Source organism: Streptomyces sp. NPDC087263, assembly GCF_044744645.1.
GTDB lineage: Bacteria > Actinomycetota > Actinomycetes > Streptomycetales > Streptomycetaceae > Streptomyces.
This window is the reverse complement of record NZ_JBIUYT010000012.1, coordinates 109102-129207: the sequence shown is the minus strand read 5'-3', so window position 1 is coordinate 129207 and position 20106 is coordinate 109102. Positions and strand designations below refer to the sequence as shown.

The 20106-nt window shown below is 71.9% G+C and carries 18 protein-coding genes and 2 pseudogenes; 9 read left to right on the top strand and 11 right to left on the bottom strand.

What is annotated here, in order from left to right; translation table 11 throughout:
- The first annotated feature begins 47 nt into the window (after positions 1-47).
- The 4 genes and pseudogenes from ACIPC1_RS33255 to ACIPC1_RS33240 all read left to right on the top strand — a co-directional run.
- Positions 48-1505: a PLP-dependent aminotransferase family protein gene (locus ACIPC1_RS33255; protein ID WP_402523813.1), complete on the top strand. Its 1458-nt coding sequence runs from the start codon at positions 48-50 to the stop codon at positions 1503-1505.
- A gap of 182 nt (positions 1506-1687) precedes the next feature.
- On the top strand, positions 1688-3283 hold the full coding sequence (locus tag ACIPC1_RS33250) for an alkaline phosphatase D family protein (protein ID WP_402523810.1): 1596 nt from the start codon (positions 1688-1690) through the stop codon (positions 3281-3283).
- 302 nt (positions 3284-3585) lie between these two features.
- Positions 3586-5016: a GNAT family N-acetyltransferase gene (locus ACIPC1_RS33245; RefSeq protein ID WP_402523808.1), complete on the top strand. Its 1431-nt coding sequence runs from the start codon at positions 3586-3588 to the stop codon at positions 5014-5016.
- Positions 5017-5258: 242 nt separating this feature from the next.
- Positions 5259-5553: pseudogene (locus tag ACIPC1_RS33240) on the top strand (lipase); the annotation flags it as partial.
- A 95-nt stretch (positions 5554-5648) separates the two neighbouring features.
- Here the strand turns inward: ACIPC1_RS33240 and ACIPC1_RS33235 are convergent.
- Entirely contained in the window at positions 5649-6848 is a 1200-nt protein-coding gene (locus tag ACIPC1_RS33235) for a trans-sulfuration enzyme family protein (RefSeq protein ID WP_402523805.1), read from the bottom strand.
- A 59-nt stretch (positions 6849-6907) separates the two neighbouring features.
- On the opposite strand from ACIPC1_RS33235, the gene ACIPC1_RS33230 reads away from it, so the two are divergent.
- Both ACIPC1_RS33230 and ACIPC1_RS33225 read left to right on the top strand, forming a co-directional pair.
- On the top strand, positions 6908-7390 hold the full coding sequence (locus tag ACIPC1_RS33230) for an Lrp/AsnC family transcriptional regulator (protein ID WP_402523802.1): 483 nt from the start codon (positions 6908-6910) through the stop codon (positions 7388-7390).
- Between the two features lie 76 nt (positions 7391-7466).
- Positions 7467-9158, top strand: coding sequence for a DUF885 domain-containing protein (locus tag ACIPC1_RS33225; RefSeq protein ID WP_402523799.1), 1692 nt, complete (start codon positions 7467-7469; stop codon positions 9156-9158).
- A 108-nt stretch (positions 9159-9266) separates the two neighbouring features.
- Here ACIPC1_RS33225 and ACIPC1_RS33220 read toward each other — a convergent pair whose 3' ends face one another.
- Positions 9267-9782 (bottom strand): immunity 21 family protein, encoded by a 516-nt coding sequence (locus tag ACIPC1_RS33220; RefSeq protein WP_402523797.1) that lies wholly within the window; start codon positions 9780-9782, stop codon positions 9267-9269.
- Between the two features lie 396 nt (positions 9783-10178).
- Between ACIPC1_RS33220 and ACIPC1_RS33215 the strand changes: the two are divergent.
- Positions 10179-10532, top strand: a pseudogene (locus tag ACIPC1_RS33215) (hypothetical protein); the annotation flags it as partial.
- Between the two features lie 65 nt (positions 10533-10597).
- A complete protein-coding gene (locus ACIPC1_RS33210; RefSeq protein ID WP_402523794.1) occupies positions 10598-10750 on the top strand; it encodes a hypothetical protein in 153 nt (50 codons plus the stop codon).
- A 21-nt stretch (positions 10751-10771) separates the two neighbouring features.
- Here ACIPC1_RS33210 and ACIPC1_RS33205 read toward each other — a convergent pair whose 3' ends face one another.
- Positions 10772-11278, bottom strand: coding sequence for a rhodanese-like domain-containing protein (locus ACIPC1_RS33205; protein ID WP_402523791.1), 507 nt, complete (start codon positions 11276-11278; stop codon positions 10772-10774).
- A gap of 159 nt (positions 11279-11437) precedes the next feature.
- Here ACIPC1_RS33205 and ACIPC1_RS33200 point away from each other — a divergent pair, with 159 nt between their 5' ends.
- Positions 11438-11884, top strand: a complete 447-nt coding sequence (locus tag ACIPC1_RS33200) for an Lrp/AsnC family transcriptional regulator (protein WP_402523788.1) — start codon at positions 11438-11440, stop codon at positions 11882-11884.
- Positions 11885-11924: 40 nt separating this feature from the next.
- On the opposite strand, the gene ACIPC1_RS33195 is transcribed toward ACIPC1_RS33200, so the two are convergent.
- From ACIPC1_RS33195 to fdxA, 8 genes are all read right to left on the bottom strand, one after another.
- Positions 11925-14912, bottom strand: coding sequence for an AAA family ATPase (locus tag ACIPC1_RS33195; RefSeq protein WP_402523785.1), 2988 nt, complete (start codon positions 14910-14912; stop codon positions 11925-11927).
- Positions 14913-15018: 106 nt separating this feature from the next.
- Positions 15019-16182 (bottom strand): exonuclease SbcCD subunit D, encoded by a 1164-nt coding sequence (locus ACIPC1_RS33190; RefSeq protein ID WP_402523782.1) that lies wholly within the window; start codon positions 16180-16182, stop codon positions 15019-15021.
- Positions 16183-16338: 156 nt separating this feature from the next.
- Positions 16339-16467 carry a hypothetical protein gene (locus ACIPC1_RS33185; protein ID WP_402523779.1) on the bottom strand — a complete coding sequence of 43 codons (129 nt, stop codon included), beginning with the start codon at positions 16465-16467 and terminating at the stop codon, positions 16339-16341.
- A gap of 232 nt (positions 16468-16699) precedes the next feature.
- Positions 16700-17326 (bottom strand): YigZ family protein, encoded by a 627-nt coding sequence (locus ACIPC1_RS33180; protein WP_402523776.1) that lies wholly within the window; start codon positions 17324-17326, stop codon positions 16700-16702.
- A 285-nt stretch (positions 17327-17611) separates the two neighbouring features.
- On the bottom strand, positions 17612-17740 hold the full coding sequence (locus ACIPC1_RS33175) for a hypothetical protein (protein WP_384377826.1): 129 nt from the start codon (positions 17738-17740) through the stop codon (positions 17612-17614).
- A 70-nt stretch (positions 17741-17810) separates the two neighbouring features.
- On the bottom strand, positions 17811-18356 hold the full coding sequence (locus ACIPC1_RS33170; RefSeq protein WP_402523773.1) for a SixA phosphatase family protein: 546 nt from the start codon (positions 18354-18356) through the stop codon (positions 17811-17813).
- Positions 18353-19033, bottom strand: a complete 681-nt coding sequence (locus tag ACIPC1_RS33165) for a hypothetical protein (RefSeq protein ID WP_402523771.1) — start codon at positions 19031-19033, stop codon at positions 18353-18355. The genes ACIPC1_RS33170 and ACIPC1_RS33165 overlap by 4 nt, the downstream gene beginning before the upstream one ends.
- Positions 19034-19754: 721 nt before the next feature.
- The gene (fdxA, locus tag ACIPC1_RS33160; protein ID WP_384377817.1) at positions 19755-20075 is read right to left on the bottom strand and encodes a ferredoxin; all 321 of its coding nucleotides are present in this window, start codon (positions 20073-20075) and stop codon (positions 19755-19757) included.
- Positions 20076-20106: the final 31 nt, after the last annotated feature.

Sequence of the window (20106 nt, the reverse complement as noted above, 5' to 3'; positions counted from 1 at the left end):
GGGAGTGACGCTATGAAGGAACGCGGTCCGGTTTAAGGTCCACTTTCATGACGTCATCGGGGACCAATGCGAGGGACACCCCGTACCCGGGGCCCGGCGGATCCGCGCCGACTGCCTGGAGCGTCGCCTGGGAGCTGCTCCTGCCTGCCGCGTCGGCACCGGCACGCGCGCGTGGGCGCACGCTCCAGGAGGCGCTGCGCGAGTCGGTCCGTTCGGGCCGGCTCGCTCCGGACACCCGGCTGCCGTCCAGCCGTGAACTCGCGGCCGATCTCGGGGTGTCCAGGGGGCTGGTCACGGAGGCGTACGAGCAGCTGACCGCGGAGGGGTATCTGCGCAGCGACCGGGGTGCAGGGACCTGGGTCGGCGGTGCCGTGCGGGCGGCCCGCCCGGGCGCGCGTGATCTCGCTCCGCGACCGGCCGACGCGCGGATCGATTTCGTCCCCGGGACACCGGACCTGTCGCTGTTCCCGCGCGCCGCGTGGGCCGCCGCGCAGCGCGGGGTGCTCGCCGAACTCCCGCACCACGCACTGGGTTACCCGGATCCGCGCGGCCTCCCCCGGCTGCGCACGGCCCTCGCCGAGCTCCTCTCCCGACGGCGTGGTGTGGTCGCCGACCCGGAGCGGGTCGTCGTGGTCTCCGGGGTCGCGCAGGCGATGACTCTGCTCGGATTCGTGCTCCACGCGCGCGGGGTGCACGACGTCGGCGTCGAGGATCCGGGCAGCCCCGGACACGGTGCGCTGTACGCCTCGGCGGGCGTCAGCACCGTACCGCTGCCCCTGGACGAGGAGGGGCTGGCGCCCGGCCCCCTGGAGGCGTCGGGCGTACGAGCCGTGGTGACGACGCCTGCCCATCAGTTCCCCTCGGGGATCGCCTACTCCGCGCGCCGCCGGGCGGAACTGCTCGACTGGGCACGGTCGGTGGACGGCCTGGTGATCGAGGACGACTACGACGGGGACTTCCGTTACGACCGAGCCCCCGTGGGCTCGTTGCAGGGGCTCGACCCGGAGCACGTCGCCTACACGGGGTCGGTCAGCAAGTCCCTCGCGCCCGGGCTGCGGCTCGGCTGGCTGCTCGTGCCCGCGTCGCTGGCCGAGGAGGTCGTCGAGCGCAAGCGCACCATGGATCTCGGGAACCCCGTCATCGACCAGGCACTCCTGGCCCGCTACATCGAGCGGGGCGACTACGACCGCCAACTGCGCCGCTGCCAACGCGCCTACCGGGAACGGCGCGACACGCTCGTATCGGCCCTGGAGGAGCACTTTCCCGGCACGGAGGTGTCCGGGATCGCGGCGGGTCTTCACGTGATCGCCGTGTTGCCGGAGCGGTACGGGCCACGCGACCGCTTCCTGGCAGGGGCCGCGGCGGCCGGGGTCGCCGTACGTCCGCTGGCGCACTACGGGGAGGCGGTCGACGACGGCGTACGGCTGGTGCTGGGGTACGCGCATCTGCCGCCGGCGCGGATCCGTGACGGCGTACGACTGATGGCGGACGCTGTTCGCTTCTGAGGCGCGCGTTCGTTGCCGGCAGGCGCCGGTTCGTTGTCGGCAGGCACCGGTTCGTTGTCGGCAGGCACCGGTTCCCTAGTGTGCTCGCGGTCCGCTGTTCACCCGTGGTTTCCGTGTGCGCTGCGGCGCACCAGTAGGTGTGGCATTGCCCATTGGCCGAATCCGTCCCTGGAGGCGCATTCATGTCACACCGTCCGCAGCATCCGTTTCCCGGTCGCCGCAGTGTTCTGCGTGGTTCGCTGGCCGCCTCCGCCGCACTGGCGCTGCCCACCGCGCTCGGCGCTGCGCCCGCCTTCGCCCTGTCCGGGCGGCCGAAGGCGGAGTGGGGCGTCCAGACCGGAGACGTGACCGCCGACTCCGGACTGGTGTGGGTACGGTCCGACCGCCCGGCCCGGGTGATCGTCGAGACGTCGGCGACCGAGTCGTTCCGCAACCCCCGCAGGTGGCAGGGTCCGCTGCTCGGCCCCGGGACCGACTTCACGGGGACGACTCGGCTGCGCGGGCTGCCCGCGGGCGAGCAGATCCACTACCGCGTGCTGCTCTCCGACCCCGACGACCCGCGTCGCACGGGCGAACCGGTGACCGGCACCTTCCGTACGACCCCCGCCTGGCGGCGTGACGGGGTGCGTTTCCTGTGGTCAGGCGATCTGGCGGGGCAGGGGTGGGGCATCAACCCGGACCTCGGCGGCTACCGGATCTACGACGCCATGGCCGAGCTCGACCCGGACTTCTTCCTATGCAGCGGCGACAACATCTACGCCGACGGCCCGATCACGGCGACGGCGACGCTGCCCGACGGCACCACCTGGCGCAACATCACCACCGAGGAGAAATCCAAGGTCGCCGAGACGCTGGCCGAGTTCCGCGGCAACTTCCGCTACAACCTGCTGGACGACAACCTGAAGCGCTTCAACGCCCAGGTCCCGTCGATCATCCAGTGGGACGACCACGAGGTGCGCAACAACTGGTACCCCGGTGAGGTGATCGGCGCCTCGGACACCCGCTACACCGAGAGGAGCGTCGACGTCCTGGCCGCCCGGGGTCGCCGCGCGTTCAGCGAGTACTTCCCCCTCTCGACGCTGCGGCCGGACAACCAGGACGGCCGCGTGTACCGGGTCCTGCGCCAGGGCCCGCTGCTGGACGTGTTCGTCCTCGACATGCGGACCTACCGCAACGCCAACTCCCCCGGCACGCAGACCACCGATCCGCAGGGCATCCTCGGCGCCGAGCAACTGGCTTGGCTCAAGCGGGAGTTGTCGCGGTCGCGTGCGGTGTGGAAGGTGATCGCCGCGGACATGCCGCTCGGCCTGGTCGTGCCGGACGCCACCGAGGGACAGCCGAACATCGAGGCGGTGGCCCAGGGCGACCCGGGTGTGCCGCTCGGGCGCGAGTTGCAGATCGCAGAGCTGCTGCGGTTCGTCAAGCACCGGCGGATCACGGGCACGGTGTGGCTGACGGCCGACGTGCACCACACCTCGGCACAGCACTACCAGCCGTCGCAAGCCGCCTTCACCGACTTCGAACCGTTCTGGGAGTTCGTCTCCGGACCGCTCAACGCCGGTGCCTTCCCGGCGAGTTCGCTGGACAACACCTTCGATCCTGAGCGGGTGTTCGTGAAGGCGCCGACCGCCTCGAACGTCTCGCCCGCCGGCGGCTACCAGTTCTTCGGCGAGGTCGACATCGACGGCGACAGCGGCGAGTTGACGGTGCGGTTGCGTGAGCAGGACGGAACTGTGCTGTTCACTCAGGTACTTCAGCCGGGACGCGTGGGGCAGTAGCACCCGGGAGGCCGCGGTGACGCGTCGTCCGGACCGGCAGGTCTCCCGTACCCTCGAACCACCGACCGCGTACCGGAGTCATCCCCCGGTGCGCGGTCTCGTTCACTTCCCCTCGCCGACGGTGCGAAGGAAACCGGCCACGGGTCGCTCTGACCAGGGGCGCGACGCACCCGCCCGGCGACGTAGGCAAAACACTCGCAAAAATATCCGCAAAGGGTACAGAACGACACTTTACCGATCAGTCACAGACTGTTCGTGATCACGCAACACCGTTCCTCCACAGTGGCTGTATGACTCCAGACATGTCTGATGTGACGCGATCGAAGCACGGGCGCCCCGTTCACCACTGGCGGCGGGACGTCGTCGAACTCGCCGCCCTGTTCACGGCCGTCGCGGTCGCGGACGCCGTCGCCAATCTGATCGGGCACGGACCCGACGGCATCGCCCTGCTGATGATCTCGGCCGGTGTCCTGGTCGCCACGGCCGGCTTCCACACGTGGTGGGCTCGACACCACGGTCACGCGCCACCGGCGGACGATCCCGGTGCCCGGCCGCTCGCCGACGGGAACCTGGCCGGGCCGTCCGAGGAGTCCGCGGCGGCGCCCGGGGCCCACTCCGGGGAGACCACGCTGTGGCGGCTGCGGACGACGGTGAAGGACGCGCCCGGTTCGCTGGCCGTGCTGTGCTCGGCACTGGCACGCCACCAGGTCGACATCCTCAGCCTGCAGACACACCCGCTGGCAGCGGGCACCGTGGACGAGTTCCTGCTGCGCGCGCCCGCCGAACTGGCCGCCTCCGACATGACCCGCGTCGTCTCGCGGGCCGGCGGCACGGAGACCTGGATCGAGCGGGCCGACGCCCACGACCTGGTCGACGCGCCGACGCGAGTACTGGGTCTGGCCACCCGCACGGCCCTGGACGCGGCGGAACTGCCGCTTGCGCTCCGGCAGTTGCTCGGCAGGTGCACGATCCGCTCGCTGCCCGCCAAGTCGCCCCGGTCCGGTCCCGCGGAGGAGGGCGCCCCCGTCGAGGGAGCACTTGAGGACACGGTGATGCGCCTGCGGGCGCCGGAGGGTGGGGTGATCACGGTGGAGCGGCCGTATCTGCCCTTCACGCCGACGGAGTTCGCACGGGCCCGGGCGCTGGTCGAGCTGGACGCGCGGCTCGGCCCGCGGATCCCGCGCAGCCAGGACACGCTGACGCTGCCGGAAGGCAACGCCATCAGCGTGCGGCGCGCCGACGCCGCCGACCTCGACGCCGCCCGGGCGATGCACGAGCGCTGCTCGCCGCACACCCTGAGGATGCGCTATCACGGTCCGGTCGGCGACGCGGACCGCTACCTCAACCACCTGCTCAGCCCGCGCTTCGGGCGCACCCTCACCGTGCAGACGGCATCCGGGCGCATCGTCGGGCTCGGCCACCTCCTCTGGGACGGCGACGAGACGGAGATCGCGCTCCTCGTCGAGGACGACTGGCAGCGCCGCGGTATCGGCGGCGAACTGCTCGGCCGCCTCGTGACGATGGCCGTCGAGGCGGGCTGCGAGAGCGTGTACGCCGTCACCCAGTCCTCCAACACCGGCATGGTCGCCGCGATGCGCGGCCTCGGCCTTCCCCTCGACTACCAGATCGAGGAGGGCACCCTGGTCATCACGGCCCGCCTGGAGGCGACTCCGGTGACATCACGGCTGCCGTACGACGAGGGGCAGCGGGGGGAGCCGGTGGTGCGGGACTAAATCCCGCCTCCCGGCCCTGTTCCGTGGACCACAGGACCGCGGGACCGCAGGACCGACGGACCGCAGGACCGCAGGAGCGGCGGAGCGGCGGAGCGGCGGAGCGGCGGAGCGGCGGAGCGGCGGCGAAAGGCGAGCATCAGCCGTCGACGTCGGCCACCCGTCCGTCCGTCCGACAACCCGGCCGGCCTCCGCCGGCCGGGTTCTCGTGTGCGGACCAGCGGCCCCGTCGACATGCTGAGGCCATGAGCCATCGGCACGATGGGATCCCCACCCCCGTCACCGCCGACCTTGTGCGCGGTGCGCTCGACCTGGAGCGGACCGCGCACTGGCTGCTGCCGCACCGGGCCGCCCGCCCGAACCCGGGCGCACTCCGCCGACGGGCAGTTGGCCATGGCGGAGGCCCAGTCGACCGGCGTACGGCTGGTCTTCCGCACTCGGGCCACCGGCGTCGAGCTGGGCACGTTCCCCACCCAAAACGGTCTGCCTGGGCGTGCACCGCGCCCCGACGGGGTGTACGACCTGCTCGTGGAAGGCCGCCGCCACACACCGCCGTATCGGCGCACGCTTCGCTGAACCGGCGTTCCGCACCAGCGGACCGTTCGCGGCCCAACCCGCATGAAGAACCTGCACATTCAGGATCGGGCGAAGGGCCGGCCCAACGCCCCGTTCAGGTCGGCCCACAGATCGTCCACGTCCTCCAGCCCCACCGACAGCCGCAGCAGCCGGTCACCGACCCCGGCGTCGCGGCGGTCCAACGGGTCCACGACACGGTGGCTGATGGAGGCCGGATGCTGGATGAGGCTGTCCACGCTGCCCAGGCTCACGGCGGGGGTGATCAGCCGGACCCCGGCGATGACGGCGTGCGGGTCGCCGTGGACCTCGAAGGCGATCATGGCGCCGCCGATACGCGGATAATGGACGCGGGCCACGCGCGGGTCGACGGTGAGGCGGCGGGCCAGTTCCGCGGCGTTCGAGGACGCGGCCCGGACGCGTACGGGCAGGGTCGACAGACCGCGCAGCAGCAGATAGCCGGCCAGCGGATGCAGAACGCCTCCGGTGGCGAACCGCACTTGGCGCAGCCGGCCGGCGAGCTCCTCGTCGCAGGCCACCACCCCGGCCATCACGTCGCCGTGTCCGCCCAGGTACTTCGTGGCGCTGTGCAGCACCAGCCGCGCCCCCTGCTCGGCGGGGCGTTGCAGCACCGGCGTGGCGAAGGTGTTGTCGGCGAGCAGCGGAACGGACCCGCAGGCGTGCGCGACAGCCCTCAGGTCGAGTTCGGCGAGCGTCGGGTTGGCCGGGGACTCGACCATCACCAGGCCTGTGTCGGGCCGCAGCGCGTCCGCTATGCCTGCCGGGTCGACCCAGGTCACCTCGGAACCCAGCAGCCCGGCGGTCAGCAGATGATCGCTGCATCCGTACAGGGGCCGTACGGCGACGACATGGCGCAGGCCCAGCGCGTTCCGTACGAGCAGTACTGCGCTCAGCGCGGCCATGCCGCTCGCGAACGCGACCGCGCTCTCGGTGCCTTCGAGGCGCGCGAGGGCGGTCTCGAAACGGGCGACGGTCGGGTTGCCCAGCCGGCCGTAGACGGGCGGGCCCTGCGGTTCGGCGCCGTCGTCCGCGAAGGCGTCGATCCGGGCGGCCTCGCCGCGACTGTCGTACGACGGGTAGGTCGTGGACAGATCGATCGGCGCCGCGTGCAGGCCCTGCCGGGCGAGGTCATCGCGCCCGGCGTGCACGGCCTCGGTGGCGAGCGCGCGGGTACGACCGGCGCCGTCGGAGGCGTGTCTCGTCGTTCTTGGTTCGCGTATGTCGTGGCTGACGGAGTCCATGCCCTGAGCCTGAACAGGAACCGGGTAGGCAGCGCCAGATCCCGTGTTACGTTCGCCGCATGGCCGATTCCGTCGTACTCGATCCGGTGGATCTCCATCTGCTGCGGCTGTTGCAGAACGACGCCCGGACGACGTACCGCGATCTGGCCGCGCAGGTCGGCGTCGCGCCCTCGACCTGTCTGGACCGGGTGACCAGGCTGCGCCGTGCGGGAGTCATTCTCGGCCATCAACTGCGGCTGGATCCGGCGAAGTTGGGGCGCGGCCTGGAAGCGTTGTTGTCCGTGCAGGTCAGGCCGCATCGGCGGGAGCTGGTCGGGCCGTTCGTGGAACGGATCCGGGCCCTGCCTGAGTCGCGCAGCGTCTTCCATCTCACCGGACCCGACGACTATCTGGTCCATGTGGCGGTCGCCGACATGGCTGACCTGCAACGACTGGTCCTGGACGCGTTCACGTCCCGGCGTGAGGTCGCGCGTGTGGAGACCCGGTTGATCTTCCAGCAGTGGGACTGCGGGCCCCTGTTGCCCCCGAGGCGAGAAGGTTGACCGCAGGGGCCACCGGGAGCCATGCCCTGAGCGAACCCGGATGACGCGGACCGCGTCCTCGTATGAGGATGTCCGCATGTCAGAGACGAAGAGCCCGCTGCCCCGGGAGGTCGCCGACGCCTATGTCGACGACCTCATCGCCCTCGACCCGGTCACCGGTACCTACCTCGGCGACAAGGCGAGTTCCAGCAAGCTGCCGGACACCTCGCCCGCGGGGCAGGACGCCCTGGCCGAGCTGGCGCGCAGAACTCTGGAGCGGCTCGAGGAGGCCGAACGGCAGCCGGGCGCCGACAGTGACATCGAGCGCCGCTGCGGCCGCCTGCTGCGCGAGCGTCTCACCGCCGAACTCGCCGTGCACGACGCCGACGACAACCTGCGGCTGGTCGGCAACATGCACACGCCCGCGCACGCGGTGCGCGAGATCTTCACCCTCACGCCCACGGAGACCGACGAGGACTGGGCCGCGATCGCGGAGCGGCTGCGCGCGGTGCCGGGCGCGCTGGGCGGCTACTGCGAGTCCCTCACCCTGGGCCTGGAACGCAAGTTGTACGCGAGCCCGCGCCCGACCGCGACCTTCATCGAGCAGCTCACCGAGTGGTCCGACACGGACGGCGAGGGCCGCGGCTGGTTCGAGGACTTCGTCACGCCGGGTCCCGAAACACTGCGCGCGGAGCTGGACGCCGCCGCCCGGACCGCGACCGAGGCCCTGGTCTCCCTGCGGGACTGGATGCGCGACGTGTACGCGCCCGCCATCGAGGGCGCGCCGAACACGGTCGGCCGCGAGCGGTACGCCCGCTGGTCGCGCTACTTCAACGGTACGGACCTCGACCTCGACGAGGCGTACGCGTACGGCTGGGCGGAGTACCACCGCCTCCTCGCCGAGATGAAGCGAGAGGCCGAGAAGATCCTGCCCGGCGCCGCGACCCCCTGGGTGGCGCTCGCGCACCTCGACGCCCACGGCACGCACATCGAGGGCGTCGACGAGGTCCAGGCGTGGCTCCAGAACCTGATGGACGAGGCGATCGAGAAGCTGGACGGAACACACTTCGAACTCGCCGAGCGGGTACGGAAGGTGGAGTCGCGCATCGCGCCGCCCGGTAGCGCCGCGGCCCCGTACTACACGGCGCCGTCGGAGGACTTCTCGCGCCCCGGCCGTACGTGGCTGCCGACGATGGGCCAGACCCGCTTCCCTGTGTACGACCTGGTGTCGACCTGGTACCACGAGGGCGTCCCCGGCCACCATCTCCAGCTCGCGCAGTGGGCCCACGTCGCCGGGGACCTCTCCCGCTACCAGGCCACCATCGGCGGAGTCAGCGCCAACGCCGAGGGCTGGGCGCTCTACGCGGAGCGGCTCATGGACGAACTCGGCTTCCTCACCGACGCGGAGCAGCGCCTCGGCTATCTCGACGCGCAGATGATGCGCGCGGCCCGGGTCATCGTCGACATCGGGATGCACCTGGAGCTGGAGATCCCGGCGGACTCGTCCTTCCACCCGGGTGAGCGCTGGACGCCCGAGCTGGCCCAGGAGTTCTTCGGCGCGCACAGCAGCCGTCCGGCCGACTTCGTGGAGAGCGAGCTGACCCGCTATCTGACCATCCCCGGGCAGGCCATCGGGTACAAACTCGGCGAGCGTGCCTGGCTGCTGGGCCGCGAGAACGCGAAGAAGCGCCACGGCGAGGCCTTCGACGCGAAGGCCTGGCACATGGCGGCCCTGTCACAGGGGTCACTGGGCCTGGACGACCTGGTGGACGAGCTGTCCCGGCTCTGACGCTCCACGACGGCGGCCGGGCTCAGCCACAACCCGAGCCCGGCCGCCGTCGTGCACCGACCGCCCCGCACGACCCGGTGTTTCGCTGTCCGAGCCGGTGACGCACGCTCAGGAGGGCAACCGCCGCAGCTGTACGAGGCCCACCCACGTCTCGGGTCCCGGCTCCGCGTACGTCGCGCGCACCGCGTACCGGCCCGGCTCCAGCGCGACCCTGAGATGCTCGGTGCGCGTCGAGGCGGTCCCGGGCCAGGCCGCGTCGAAAAGGACCACCGGGCCGGGCACGTTCCAGTGCATGTCCGGCTCCCAGACCGCCGCTTCGAGTGCGGCCGGGACGCCGGCGAGCAGTTCCTCCGCGGAGTCGGCGGCGCACCACCGTACGAAGGTGCTGTGCTCGGGGAGGAAGGAGGTCGAGGCGGGTTCGTCGCCGAGGACCAGGGCCCGGGTGTCGCCGACGGGTACCAGGCCGATGTAGCCGTCCACATCGCAGGCCCGGTCGTAGTCGGAGTACATCTCGTCGCCGTCCGCACCCGCCCAGAAGGACAGCACCGTCTCCGGGATCGCTATGAGCGGGCCGCCGCCCGACTCCACCCACTCGACCGCGCCTACGTCGTCGTTTCTCGCCATGCGCAGAAGCTACACGGCGTGCAGCGGGCGGAAATTCGCCGTCCCCTCCCCTGTCCGAAACGCCACCATCGACACCCGTGGCCGCCCCAACTCCCTTCCTTTCCCCGCGCGTTACGGCGACCGCACACGCCCTCGCCGACGCCGCCCTCCGACGCGGCCTGCACATCGAGACGCTGCACGACCGGCGGGTGCCGGAGGAATGGCGGGGAACGCCGGGCGCGCCGTGGCGTAGGCCGGGCCGCTGTTCGCTGATGCCGTCGCGAGCGATCTCGGGCTCGCGAGCGATCTCGGGCACGCTCGCGATCTCGGGCTCGGGCTCGGGCTCGGGCTCGGGCTCGGGCTCGGGCTCGGGCTCGGGCTCGGGCTCGGGCTCGGGCTGCTTGAGGCTCCACCGGACTGGCTGGCCGGGCTGCCGTACGAACTGACGCACAGGGACGTCGAGTTCAGCGCGGTCGCCGAGGTGCGCCGACTCCGCCGCCCTGTTTCGTCAGGCCGCCGAACGACAAGAGCGTCCCTGCGCGGATCCATCCGGACGGCAGCCGGCTGCCCGGCCCCGATGCGGTGGACGACGGAACCCGTCCTCGTGAGCGACATCGTGGCCTTCGCCGTGGCGTCCGGCTCTTCCTCCTTGACGGCCAAGTCCGCACCGCGGGCCGGTACTTCGTGCGCGACGAGCCGGATGCCGCGCCGCTCGACGAGGACACTCGCAGAGGTGAGGTGCCGGCCTTCGCCGCCCGGCTCGCCGAGGCGGGGCTGCCGAGCGCCATCGTCGTCGATGTCGGCCTGCTGACCGGTGAGGACGGACGCTGGCCGTCGTGGAGGCCAACGCCGCCTGGGCGAGCGGGCATGACGCCTGTGACCCGGACGGCACCCTGGACGTGGTGCTGCGCGCGGCCCGCCCGGCGACGGAGTTCGACACGGCGGACCGCCGCCTTCTGCGGCCCGTGCCCGAGGTCGTACGGGACTGAACTCGCCGTACCGTACGGGGCTCAGCAGCCGCAGTCCGCCGCGTCCACCGGCGCTGTCAACGGGTCCGTGGCACGCCGCTCGCGCCCCTCCCAGGTCTCGAACTCGAAGCCCTCGCGCGCCCAGTACTCGAAGCCGCCGAGCATCTCCTTGACCTGGAAGCCGAGTTCGGCGAGGGCCAGGGCTGCGCGGGTCGCTCCGTTGCAGCCGGGGCCCCAGCAGTACGTGACGACCGGCACCGACCTGTCCAGGAGCTGCTCGGCCTGCTCGGGGATGAGCGCGGTCGGCAGGTGGATCGCACCCGGGACATGGCCCTGGTCCCACGACTCGGTCGAGCGGGAGTCGAGGACGACGAAACCGGCATCGCCGTCGGCGGCGAGCGCGGCGGCGACATCGGACACGTCGGCATGGAAGGCGAGGGCGGCACTGAAGTAGGCGGCGGCCGCTGCCGGAGACGCCGGCGCGACGCGCAGAACGGGGTTCACGACGGCAGATGTGCTGGTCACAGCAGTGTCAGCGGTCACAGTCATGGTCTTTGCTTCCCTCCCGGTCCCGCCGAACCAGTGCCGTCAGCACCGGCCACGCGGGACTTCCTGGTCAGAAATCTACGTCCGGCACTCGCCTCCCTGAAGTGGCGATCCACGGCATCACTCTTGATCGGCCGGGGATTTCCCTGCTATCTCTCACACATGACCACGTATTCCCCGGACGCCACCGACTGGCACATCCTCGATGTCCTCCAGCGTGAGGGCAGGGCAAGTTTCGCCGAGCTGGCCCGTGCCGTCTCCATGTCCGCGAGCGCGGTCACCGAACGGGTCCGCCGCCTGGAGGAGGCGGGTGTCATCCAGGGGTACGCGGCCGTCGTCGACCCGGAGAGCCTGGGCCTGCCGATCCTCGCGTTCGTGCGGCTCAGGTACCCGAACGGCAACTACAAACCCTTCCACGACCTGGTCGGGACGACGCCCGAGATCCTGGAGGCACACCACGTCACGGGCGACGACTGCTTCGTCATCAAGGTCGCGGCACGCTCCATGAGCCACCTGGAGGAGGTGGCGGGCAAGATCGGCACCCTGGGCTCCGTGACCACGAGTGTCGTCTACTCCTCACCGCTCCCCCGGCGCCCACTGGGCCACTGAGCCACCTGGCGACCGAGTGCTCCGGGCGCAGGTGACCGATTCAGTCCTGCTCGCCTCTCTGCCGTACGACCGAACCCGTTCTCCCCTTCACGACCTCCAGCTGGGCGTGGATGCGGCGCCGCAAGTCAGCGACATGGCTGACGATGCCGACGCTACGGTCACGCTCCCGCAGTGAGTCGAGTACGTCGAGGACCTCGTCGAGGGTCTGCTCGTCGAGGCTGCCGAAGCCCTCGTCGATGAAGAGCGTGTCGAGCCGCACCCCGCCGGCCTCGTCGGTGACGACGTCCGCGAGGCCGAGGGCCAGCGCGAGGGAGGCGAAGAACGTCTCACCGCCGGAGAGCGTCGCCGTGTCCCGCTCCCGGCCGGTCCAGGCGTCCACGACATGCAGTCCAAGACCGCTGCGGCCACGCCCGGCGCGGTCGTCGGAGTGGACGAGGGTGTAGCGCCCGGAGGACATGCGCAGCAGCCGTGCGGTCGCGGCGGCGGCGACCTGTTCGAGGCGGGCGGCGAGGACGTAGGACTCCAGGCGCATCTTGCGCTCATTGTCCGCCGATGTGCCGGCCGCGAGACCGGCCATGCGGGCCACCCGGTCGTACGCCTCCCGCAGGGGCGCCAGGCGGCGTACGGACACGGTCGCACGCGCGGACAACCGGTCGAGATCCCCGCAGCGCCGGGCCGCCGCGTCCTGCGCGGAGGCGGCCTCCCGCAACCGGCGGCCTGCGGACTCGGCGGCCTGTTCGGCGGTCCGCAGGTCGGCGGGCGGCTGCTGGGCGGCGGCCACCGTGTCGGCCTCGGCGAGTACGGCCCGTACTGCCGCCTCCTCCGACTGCCAGGCGTCGAGCTGCCGTTGAAGCTCCCGGTGGGCCGTGTCGTCGAGCAGTGCGTCGGCGGCTGCCCTCGGCGTGTCGAACCCGGCGCGGAAGGCCGCGTCGGCGAGTCGCGCGTCGGCGTCCTTGAGCCGCTGCGCGGTGTCCTCGGCCGCGCGCACCGCGTCGGCTGCCTCGGTGAGCAGCGCCGTCTGCCGCTCCAGCTGTGCGGCCCGCGCGGCTACGCTGCCCGCGGTGCCCCGGGCCTTGTCCAACTCCTCCTCCAGCAAGGCCCTTTCCTGGTCGTTCCGGTCGCGGTGCGACACCCGGGCCGCGGCGCGGAGGGCGGCCTGCTGCTGGGCGGCCACCCGCCGTTCGTGTTCCAGCGCGGCCTGCGCGAGTCGCTCGCGAGCGGTGTGCAGCCCCGACGCGGCGGCGCGTGCCTCGGTGTGTTCCCGCTCCAACTCTCCGGCTCGCTCGGCGAGTTGCGCCGTGGGGGCGTCGCCCGCCTCCGCGGTCGCGGCGGCCAGCGCCTCCCGGACCAGGCCGAGTCGCCGTTCGGCCCCGGTGCGTTGGTCGTCGGCGAACTGATAGGCGGCGAGGGCCTGTTCCTCGGCCTCCCGGTCGACGTGCCCGGCGATCTTCCGTGCGGGCGCCGGGTGTTCGGTGCCGCCGCACACGGCGCAGGGTTCGCCGTCGACAAGACCGGCGGCGAGTTCCGCGGCGATGCCCTGGAGCCGCTGTTCCTTCAGATCAAGCCAGTGGGCGCGCGCGTCCGTGGCGCGTTCCCGGCAGGCGAGGGCCTGCTGCTGGGCGTCGTCCGTGTCGCGGGCGAACTGATCTCGCTGGCGGGCCGCGTTGAGCCGGGCCTGCGCGGGGTCGCGCTGCACGGCGAGCTGCTCGGCGTGCGTCGCCGCCCCCTGTGCGGACTCGATGCGCTCCTCGAACGCGGTCCGGGTCGCCTCCCAGGTGGCGAGCCAGCTCTCCGCCTCCAGGAGGACCTCCTCGTCGGCGCGCTCCTGTCGGTCCAGATCGACGCGCTCCGTGGCGAGTTCGGCCAGTCGGCGCTCGGCTCGGCGCGCCGATTCCAGAGCGCCAAGCTCCTCGGCCGCCCTGCGCGCGGCGGACACGAGCCCGGCGGCACCGGCTCCGGCGAACGTCTCCGGCAGAGCGGCACGCGTGCGTGCCTCCTCGGCGGTCGCACGCCGATGTTCGGTCTCGGCCCCGTCACGCAGGTCGAGCGCGGGGGCCACCGCCTCGGCCTTGCGGCCGCGCTCCATCCGCACCTGGGCCGCACGATGGGCGTCGGCCCGCTCCTCCAGGCGCGCGGCCTGCTCTCGCGCCTGAGTGAACCGGCGTTGCAGCCGGGCCACTTCGCGTACGTCGTCCAGTACGCGGCCCGCCGCGGCCTGTGCGGAATCTGCGGCCATACGCGCGCAGTGGGCGATGGTGAGCCGTTCACGTGCGGTGCTGCGGGCGACCGCGGCCGAGCTCAGGATGGCGTCGGCGAGACCCGGGTCACCCGGCGCGAGGTCGGGCAGCTCCATGGCGTCGCCTGCCGCCTGCTGCATGCGGTGTGCGTCGGCGAGCAACGCCGTGTCCCCGGCACGCACTTCGGCCTCGGCCGCCCGCCGACGCTCGGCGAGCCGCTTCTCGACCTCGGCGAACCGGTGCGTGTCGAAGAGGCGTCCCAGGAGCTTGCCGCGGGCCTCGGCGTCCGCCCGCAGGAAGCGCGCGAAGTCGCCCTGGGGAAGCAGCACGACCTGGCAGAACTGCTCGCGGCTCATGCCGAGCAGTTGGGTGATCTCCTCGCCGATCTCCTGGTGGGAGCGGCTGAGGTCCTTCCAGGAGCCGGCCGACGCGTCGTACTCACGCAACCAGCTCTGGGCCTTCTCTGTCGTCGTGCCCGCGACGCGCTTCTTGGGCCGCTCAAAGGGCGGCAGCCTGGTGATCTCCAAGCGCCTTCCGGCGACGGTGATTTCGAGGGTCACCTCGGTGCGGGTGGCGGGTGCCGCGTGGTCGCTGCGCAGCGAACTGCCCTGTCGGGCGCCCGGCACCGCTCCGTACAGCGCGAAGCAGACCGCGTCCAGCACGGATGTCTTGCCCGCACCCGTCGGACCGTGGAGCAGGAACAGCCCGGCGGCGGACAGCTCGTCGAAGTCGACCCGCTGGGTGCCGCCGAAGGGCCCGAACGCGGTGATGTCCAGGCGGTGCAGCCTCATCGGGCGGCCACCATGGCGGCCCGTGGAGTTGCGGTCTCCCATGGAGGTGCTGCCTCCAGTGGATGTCCGGTCTCCCGTGGAAGTGCCGTCTCCCGTTGCTTTGTCGTCACCGGGCGACCTCCCGTACGGCCTCGTCGGCGCGGACCGAGTCGAACGCGTCCCGCAGCACCGCCTGTTCGCGTGCGTCGGGTCCCGCGCCGCGCACATGGGCGACGAAGTCCTCCGCGATCTGCTGTTCGCCGCGGCCCGCCAGACGCCGAGCGTAGGAGAGGTCCGGGTCCTGCGGTGACCTCTGCGGTTCGAAGACGAGGCTGAGCGTGTGCGGGAAGCGCTCGGTCAGCCGGGCCATGGGCTCGGCCGGGCGCACCGGGTCGGTGAGGGTCGCCTCGACCCACGCCTCCTCGTGCCTCTCCAGCTCCGGATCGGCGAGCAGTTCCGCCAGCTGTCCCCGGATCCGGGCGAGCGCCCGGGGGACGGGGCAGTCGATCCGCTCCGCGCCGAACAGCCCTTCGGGGCCGAGGTCCACGAGCCACATGCTCTTGCGGTGGTCGGTCTCCGAGAAGGAGTACGGCAACGGGGAGCCCGAGTACCGCACGCGCTCGGAGATGGTCTGGCTGCCGTGCAGATGCCCGAGCGCGGTGTAGTCGACGCCGTCGAAGACCCCGGCGGGCACGGCGGCGACCCCGCCGACCGTGATGTCCCGCTCGCTGTCGCTGGCCTGGCCCCCGGTGACGAAGGCGTGGGCGAGGACCACGGAGCGGGTGCCGGGCGCACGCGCGCCGAGGTCGGCGCGGACCCGGTCCATGGCGGCGCCGAGCACCGCCTCGTGGCCCGCCTTCTCCACCCCGAACTCGTCCTTCACCAGGGCCGGTTCGAGATACGGCAGTCCGTAGAAGGCGACGTCACCGTGCGAGTCGGCGAGCACCACGGGCGTGCCACAGGCCGAGGCCTCGGTCCGCAGGTGGATGCCCGCGCGACCGATGAGCCCGGCGCCGACGCCGAGCCGACGCGCCGAATCATGGTTCCCCGAGATCATCACCGTCGGCACGCCGAGGTCGGCCAGCCGGTGCAGGACGTCGTCGAAGAGCTCGACCGCGGCCAGCGGCGGCACCGCCCTGTCGTACACATCCCCCGACACGACCACCGCGTCCACGTCACGCTCACGCGCGGTCGACACCAGGTGGCCGATGAACTCGGACTGGGCACCGAGCATGTTCACCCGGTGGAACGCCCGGCCGAGATGCCAGTCGGAAGTGTGCAGCAATCTCAAGAAACCGCTCCGACCTGCACGTTCACCCCTACTACCCCTCTAGAACCAGCACGAACCAGCACGGGCTCGTCGTCAGCACCCACCACGCTAACGCCTTCCGTCCCCTGGTCCACCACTGCCCGCAGATTGCCGGACCCCTCCGTACGCCACGGCGCATCAGTTCAGGAGCGCGATGACACCCTCGACCAGGAGCACCACCAGGGTGATCCCGAAGGAGAGCGCCAGGACGAATTCGGTGATTCCCGAGGCCTCGGTGGTGCGCACCTCGTCCTGCGCCGAACCCACACCGGTTTCACTCTGGCCTGCCGCCGTCGTGGACGACGTCGACCTTCATCACCCCGGTGGCCTCCGAGACACCGAGGCGCCGGGTGGAGACCTGGGACAGGTCGGTGTACGTGGTGCCCAGCACCAGGCCCTCCCCGCCGGCGCTGAGGGTGGTCGCGAGTCCCCGGTCGCCGAATCGGTACGGGGTCGGACATCACGGGCGGCTACTCCCGTATCGACCTCGGTTCCTCGCCTACACGTCCCCGTACACCTCGCCGCCGAGTTCCAACCCGGCAGTCCCGGCGGTGGCATCGGCCAGCCACACCCGGAACGGCTCCACCTCCGTGTCGGGCAGCCCGATCTCGATCGTGACCGCCTCGCCGTAGCGAACGTCACGCACCTGGCGCCCGGTCGAGCGCAGATCGTTCTGGATCTTGCCGGCCCGCTGGTGGTCGACGGTCACCGTGGCCAGCCGGAACCTCCGGCGTGTGAGGGACCCCAGGGTGTCCAGCGCCTCGCCCACCGAACCGCCGTACGCCCTGATCAGTCCGCCCGCGCCGAGCTTGACCCCGCCGTAGTAGCGGGTGACGACGGCGACGACGTAGCGCATGTCGCGGCGCAGCAGCATCTGGAGCATGGGGGCGCCCGCAGTGCCGCCCGGTTCCCCGTCGTCGCTCGCCTTCTGGACGGCGGCGTCGGCTCCGATGACGTACGCGAAGCAGTTGTGGGTGGCGTCGGCGTGCTCCTTGCGGACGCGAGCGATGAAGTCCCGGGCCTCTCGCTCGGTGGCGGCCGGGGCGAGGGCGCACAGGAAACGGGAGCGGTTGACCTCGGTCTCGTGCACGCCCGCGCGGGCCACTGTGCGGTACTCGTCCTGCATCACGCCAGCGTATGCGTCCCACGCGCGTGTGTGGCACGCCGGCGTCACCGCCCGGTCGCCCCGGCGAGAGTGTGCGTATGGAGAGCTCCGACACGGACGCGCCCGGCCATCCCGAGCCCTGTGCTGACGGGCGCGGCTCCTGAGGGACTTCAAGGAGGCCGTCGGCATCGCCGTGGTGCTCGTGGGTGCGTAGCGCACCTGGTTCGCGGGGGCCTCGACCTCGTACCGCGTTGTCTGCCGCGCTACGGCGCGGTCCGCCCGCGGAGAGCGGACCGCGCCGGCCGACTACTTGTACGCGCCGGCCACGATACTCGGCGTCACGGTGTCGCCGTCCGCGGCGAGCGCGGTCCCGGTACCTGCGAACGCGATGGCGATCCCGGCCGCGATGACGGCGATGCGTGCGAGTGTGGTCATAACTACCTCCCGTTGGTTGTAGCTACCAACGCTACCGAATCCGGAGCGCGAACCCCGGATTCCACGTGGGTCAGGCGTGCTCCTTGCCTCTCGGCACGACCAGGTCCGTCAACAGCGCCGTGCCGGGGGCGAGTTCGTTCCAGCTGACGCCGTGCCAGGCGAGGATCGCGACGGCCGAGGTCGGGAACTTCGTCCGTACGTCGTCCAGCGCGTCGCCGAGGCTGTCTCCGGCCAGGTCGAGCACCAGCTCCGCCAAGCCCGGGTTGTGCCCGATCAGCAGCAACGTCAGTACCTGATCCGGGACTTCGGACACCGCTGCCAGCAACTCCGGTACGTCGGCGCCGTACAGCCGCCGTTCCAGGCGCACGGGAGGCGCAGGGCCCCACTGCGCGGCGGCCAACTCCCAGGTCTGCCGGGCCCGTACGGCGGTCGAGCACAGCGCGAGGTCCGGGAGGCGGTCGGCCTCGGCGAGGGCGCGACCGGCGGCCGGGGCGTCGCGGAGGCCGCGTGGCCCGAGGGGCCGTTCGTGGTCGGCCACGCCCGTGGGCCAGGCGGACTTGGCGTGCCGCAGGACGACGAGTCTGCGCAGCGGGACTGTCCCGGCGCCGGCGATCACAGCACCGACCCGATGTCGCGGGTGAGTTCGAGCCCGAGAAGTCGGTCCGCGTAGGCGTACGTCTCGAAGCGGGCGCCGTACGGAACGTCCTCGGCGCTCTCCACCCGCCGCAGCACGTCGAGTACGGCGGGCACGTCGAGGTCGTCCTCCCACGCGGCCCGCAGTTCCTGCCGTACGGCTTCGGGGACGGGCTTGGACGGACGCGTCGCCCAGGTGGCGACCGCCTTGCGCCAGCGCGCGAGCGTCTCGCGAGCGCCTTCGAGGTCGACGGCGGCGAGGTCGACGGGCTCCCGGCGCGGGGTCGCGAGCAGGATCATCCGCAGCAGCGCCGGATCGGCCGTGCCGGTGACCGGCGCGACCTCGACCCGGATGCCCTCCGTGGCGGTGTCTCCCGGCGCGAGGACATGAAGGGCCGGGCCCGCGCCGACCGTACCCGCTTCGCCGCGGCGGATGCCGAGCGCGTCGGCGCGCGCCCGGAGTTCCGCGGGCGGGTCGGCCGCGGTGACGGCGGGTGTCCCGCCGAGTTCCAGGGCCCGGGCGAGCACATCGGCGACCAGCAGCACCCGCAGCGCGGATGTGTCGGTCCCCGGCAGATGCACCTGGACACGGGCCAGTACCCGTCGGGCGCGGACGGCATCGGTGGACTCGCCTGTTCGAACGTCGGTGATACGCAGCACGGAGTGAGCGTAGGCGGGCGGAGGGCCGCGCGCAGGGATGTGAGACCCATTCAGGACAGCACCGCCGGCCGGAGTCCCCACAGGGACGGCCGCTCACCCGACCGAAACCCTGGTCCCATCTGGGAGGGGGCCGGGCGTCGTGGGCTGTTGCCGGGCGCAGTGCCCTCCACGAGAGGGCGAGGCGCCCGGGCAGAGAGGAGCAGAGGAGACAGGCCAGGTACGGCGACGCCGAGACGGCTCGCAGGATCCACCAGGGCCTCGGTGGCCGGTGCCTGACTGAGCGACGTCGCCTGGCATACGGCGTCGCCGAGGTCCTGCAACGTGCGGTACACGGCAAGGGCATCGTGCCGGTCCGTCCGAGGGCGGAAACGCCGGCCTGGAGTGTCTTCACATCCCGGCGGGCGATTTCTCCGGTGCTCGCCGGACACGCAGGGCAGGCGATGACGGCGGCGGTACCTCGGGCGCGTGATCCGGATCTCACCGATGGATTCCGACAGAACCAGACCGTCGGCCAGCCGGAAACGGCGGCCAGGACCTGCCGAGCAATTGCCTCGGCCGTGGTGCGGGGGCGATCCGCACCACGGCGTGGAGGCCGACCGCCAGGAAGACGGTGGTGAGTTCGTGGTAGCGGTCCGGGCGGCAGGGACCTACCGACTGCGTCAGGTTGACCTTGCCCGGGGCCCGGACGGTGACCCCGCCCGGCGGTCCCCTCCGGCCTGGCTCATGCCGTGCGGACCGGCTGTCCGGCGACGAGCGGGTGGTCGCGCTCGACCGGGCCGAGGCCGCCGGCGCCGCCGGGCGAACCGAGGTCGTCGAAGAACTCGACGTTCGCCTTGTAGTAGTTCGTCCAGTCCTCAGGCACGTCGTCCTCGTAGAAGATCGCCTCGACGGGGCAGACCGGTTCGCAGGCGCCGCAGTCGACGCATTCGTCCGGGTGGATGTACAGGGACCGCCGGCCCTCGTAGATGCAGTCGACGGGGCACTCCTCGATGCAGGCCTTGTCCTTGACGTCCACACAGGGCTGGGCGATGACGTAGGTCACGGATGCTTCCTTTGCTTCCTTTTGTTCGTGT

Excerpts from the sequence above, each read along its gene's own strand:
- ACIPC1_RS33245 (WP_402523808.1), top strand. The coding sequence starts at position 3,586 with ATGTCTGATGTGACGCGATCGAAGCACGGGCGCCCCGTTCACCACTGG.
- ACIPC1_RS33180 (WP_402523776.1), bottom strand. The coding sequence starts at position 17,326 with ATGCAGGACGAGTACCGCACAGTGGCCCGCGCGGGCGTGCACGAGACC.
- ACIPC1_RS33225 (WP_402523799.1), top strand. The coding sequence starts at position 7,467 with ATGTCAGAGACGAAGAGCCCGCTGCCCCGGGAGGTCGCCGACGCCTAT.
- ACIPC1_RS33200 (WP_402523788.1), top strand. The coding sequence starts at position 11,438 with ATGACCACGTATTCCCCGGACGCCACCGACTGGCACATCCTCGATGTC.
- ACIPC1_RS33195 (WP_402523785.1), bottom strand. The coding sequence starts at position 14,912 with ATGAGGCTGCACCGCCTGGACATCACCGCGTTCGGGCCCTTCGGCGGC.
- ACIPC1_RS33250 (WP_402523810.1), top strand. The coding sequence starts at position 1,688 with ATGTCACACCGTCCGCAGCATCCGTTTCCCGGTCGCCGCAGTGTTCTG.
- ACIPC1_RS33255 (WP_402523813.1), top strand. The coding sequence starts at position 48 with ATGACGTCATCGGGGACCAATGCGAGGGACACCCCGTACCCGGGGCCC.
- ACIPC1_RS33220 (WP_402523797.1), bottom strand. The coding sequence starts at position 9,782 with ATGGCGAGAAACGACGACGTAGGCGCGGTCGAGTGGGTGGAGTCGGGC.
- ACIPC1_RS33175 (WP_384377826.1), bottom strand. The coding sequence starts at position 17,740 with ATGACCACACTCGCACGCATCGCCGTCATCGCGGCCGGGATCGCCATC.
- ACIPC1_RS33230 (WP_402523802.1), top strand. The coding sequence starts at position 6,908 with ATGGCCGATTCCGTCGTACTCGATCCGGTGGATCTCCATCTGCTGCGG.
- ACIPC1_RS33205 (WP_402523791.1), bottom strand. The coding sequence starts at position 11,278 with ATGACTGTGACCGCTGACACTGCTGTGACCAGCACATCTGCCGTCGTG.
- ACIPC1_RS33235 (WP_402523805.1), bottom strand. The coding sequence starts at position 6,848 with ATGGACTCCGTCAGCCACGACATACGCGAACCAAGAACGACGAGACAC.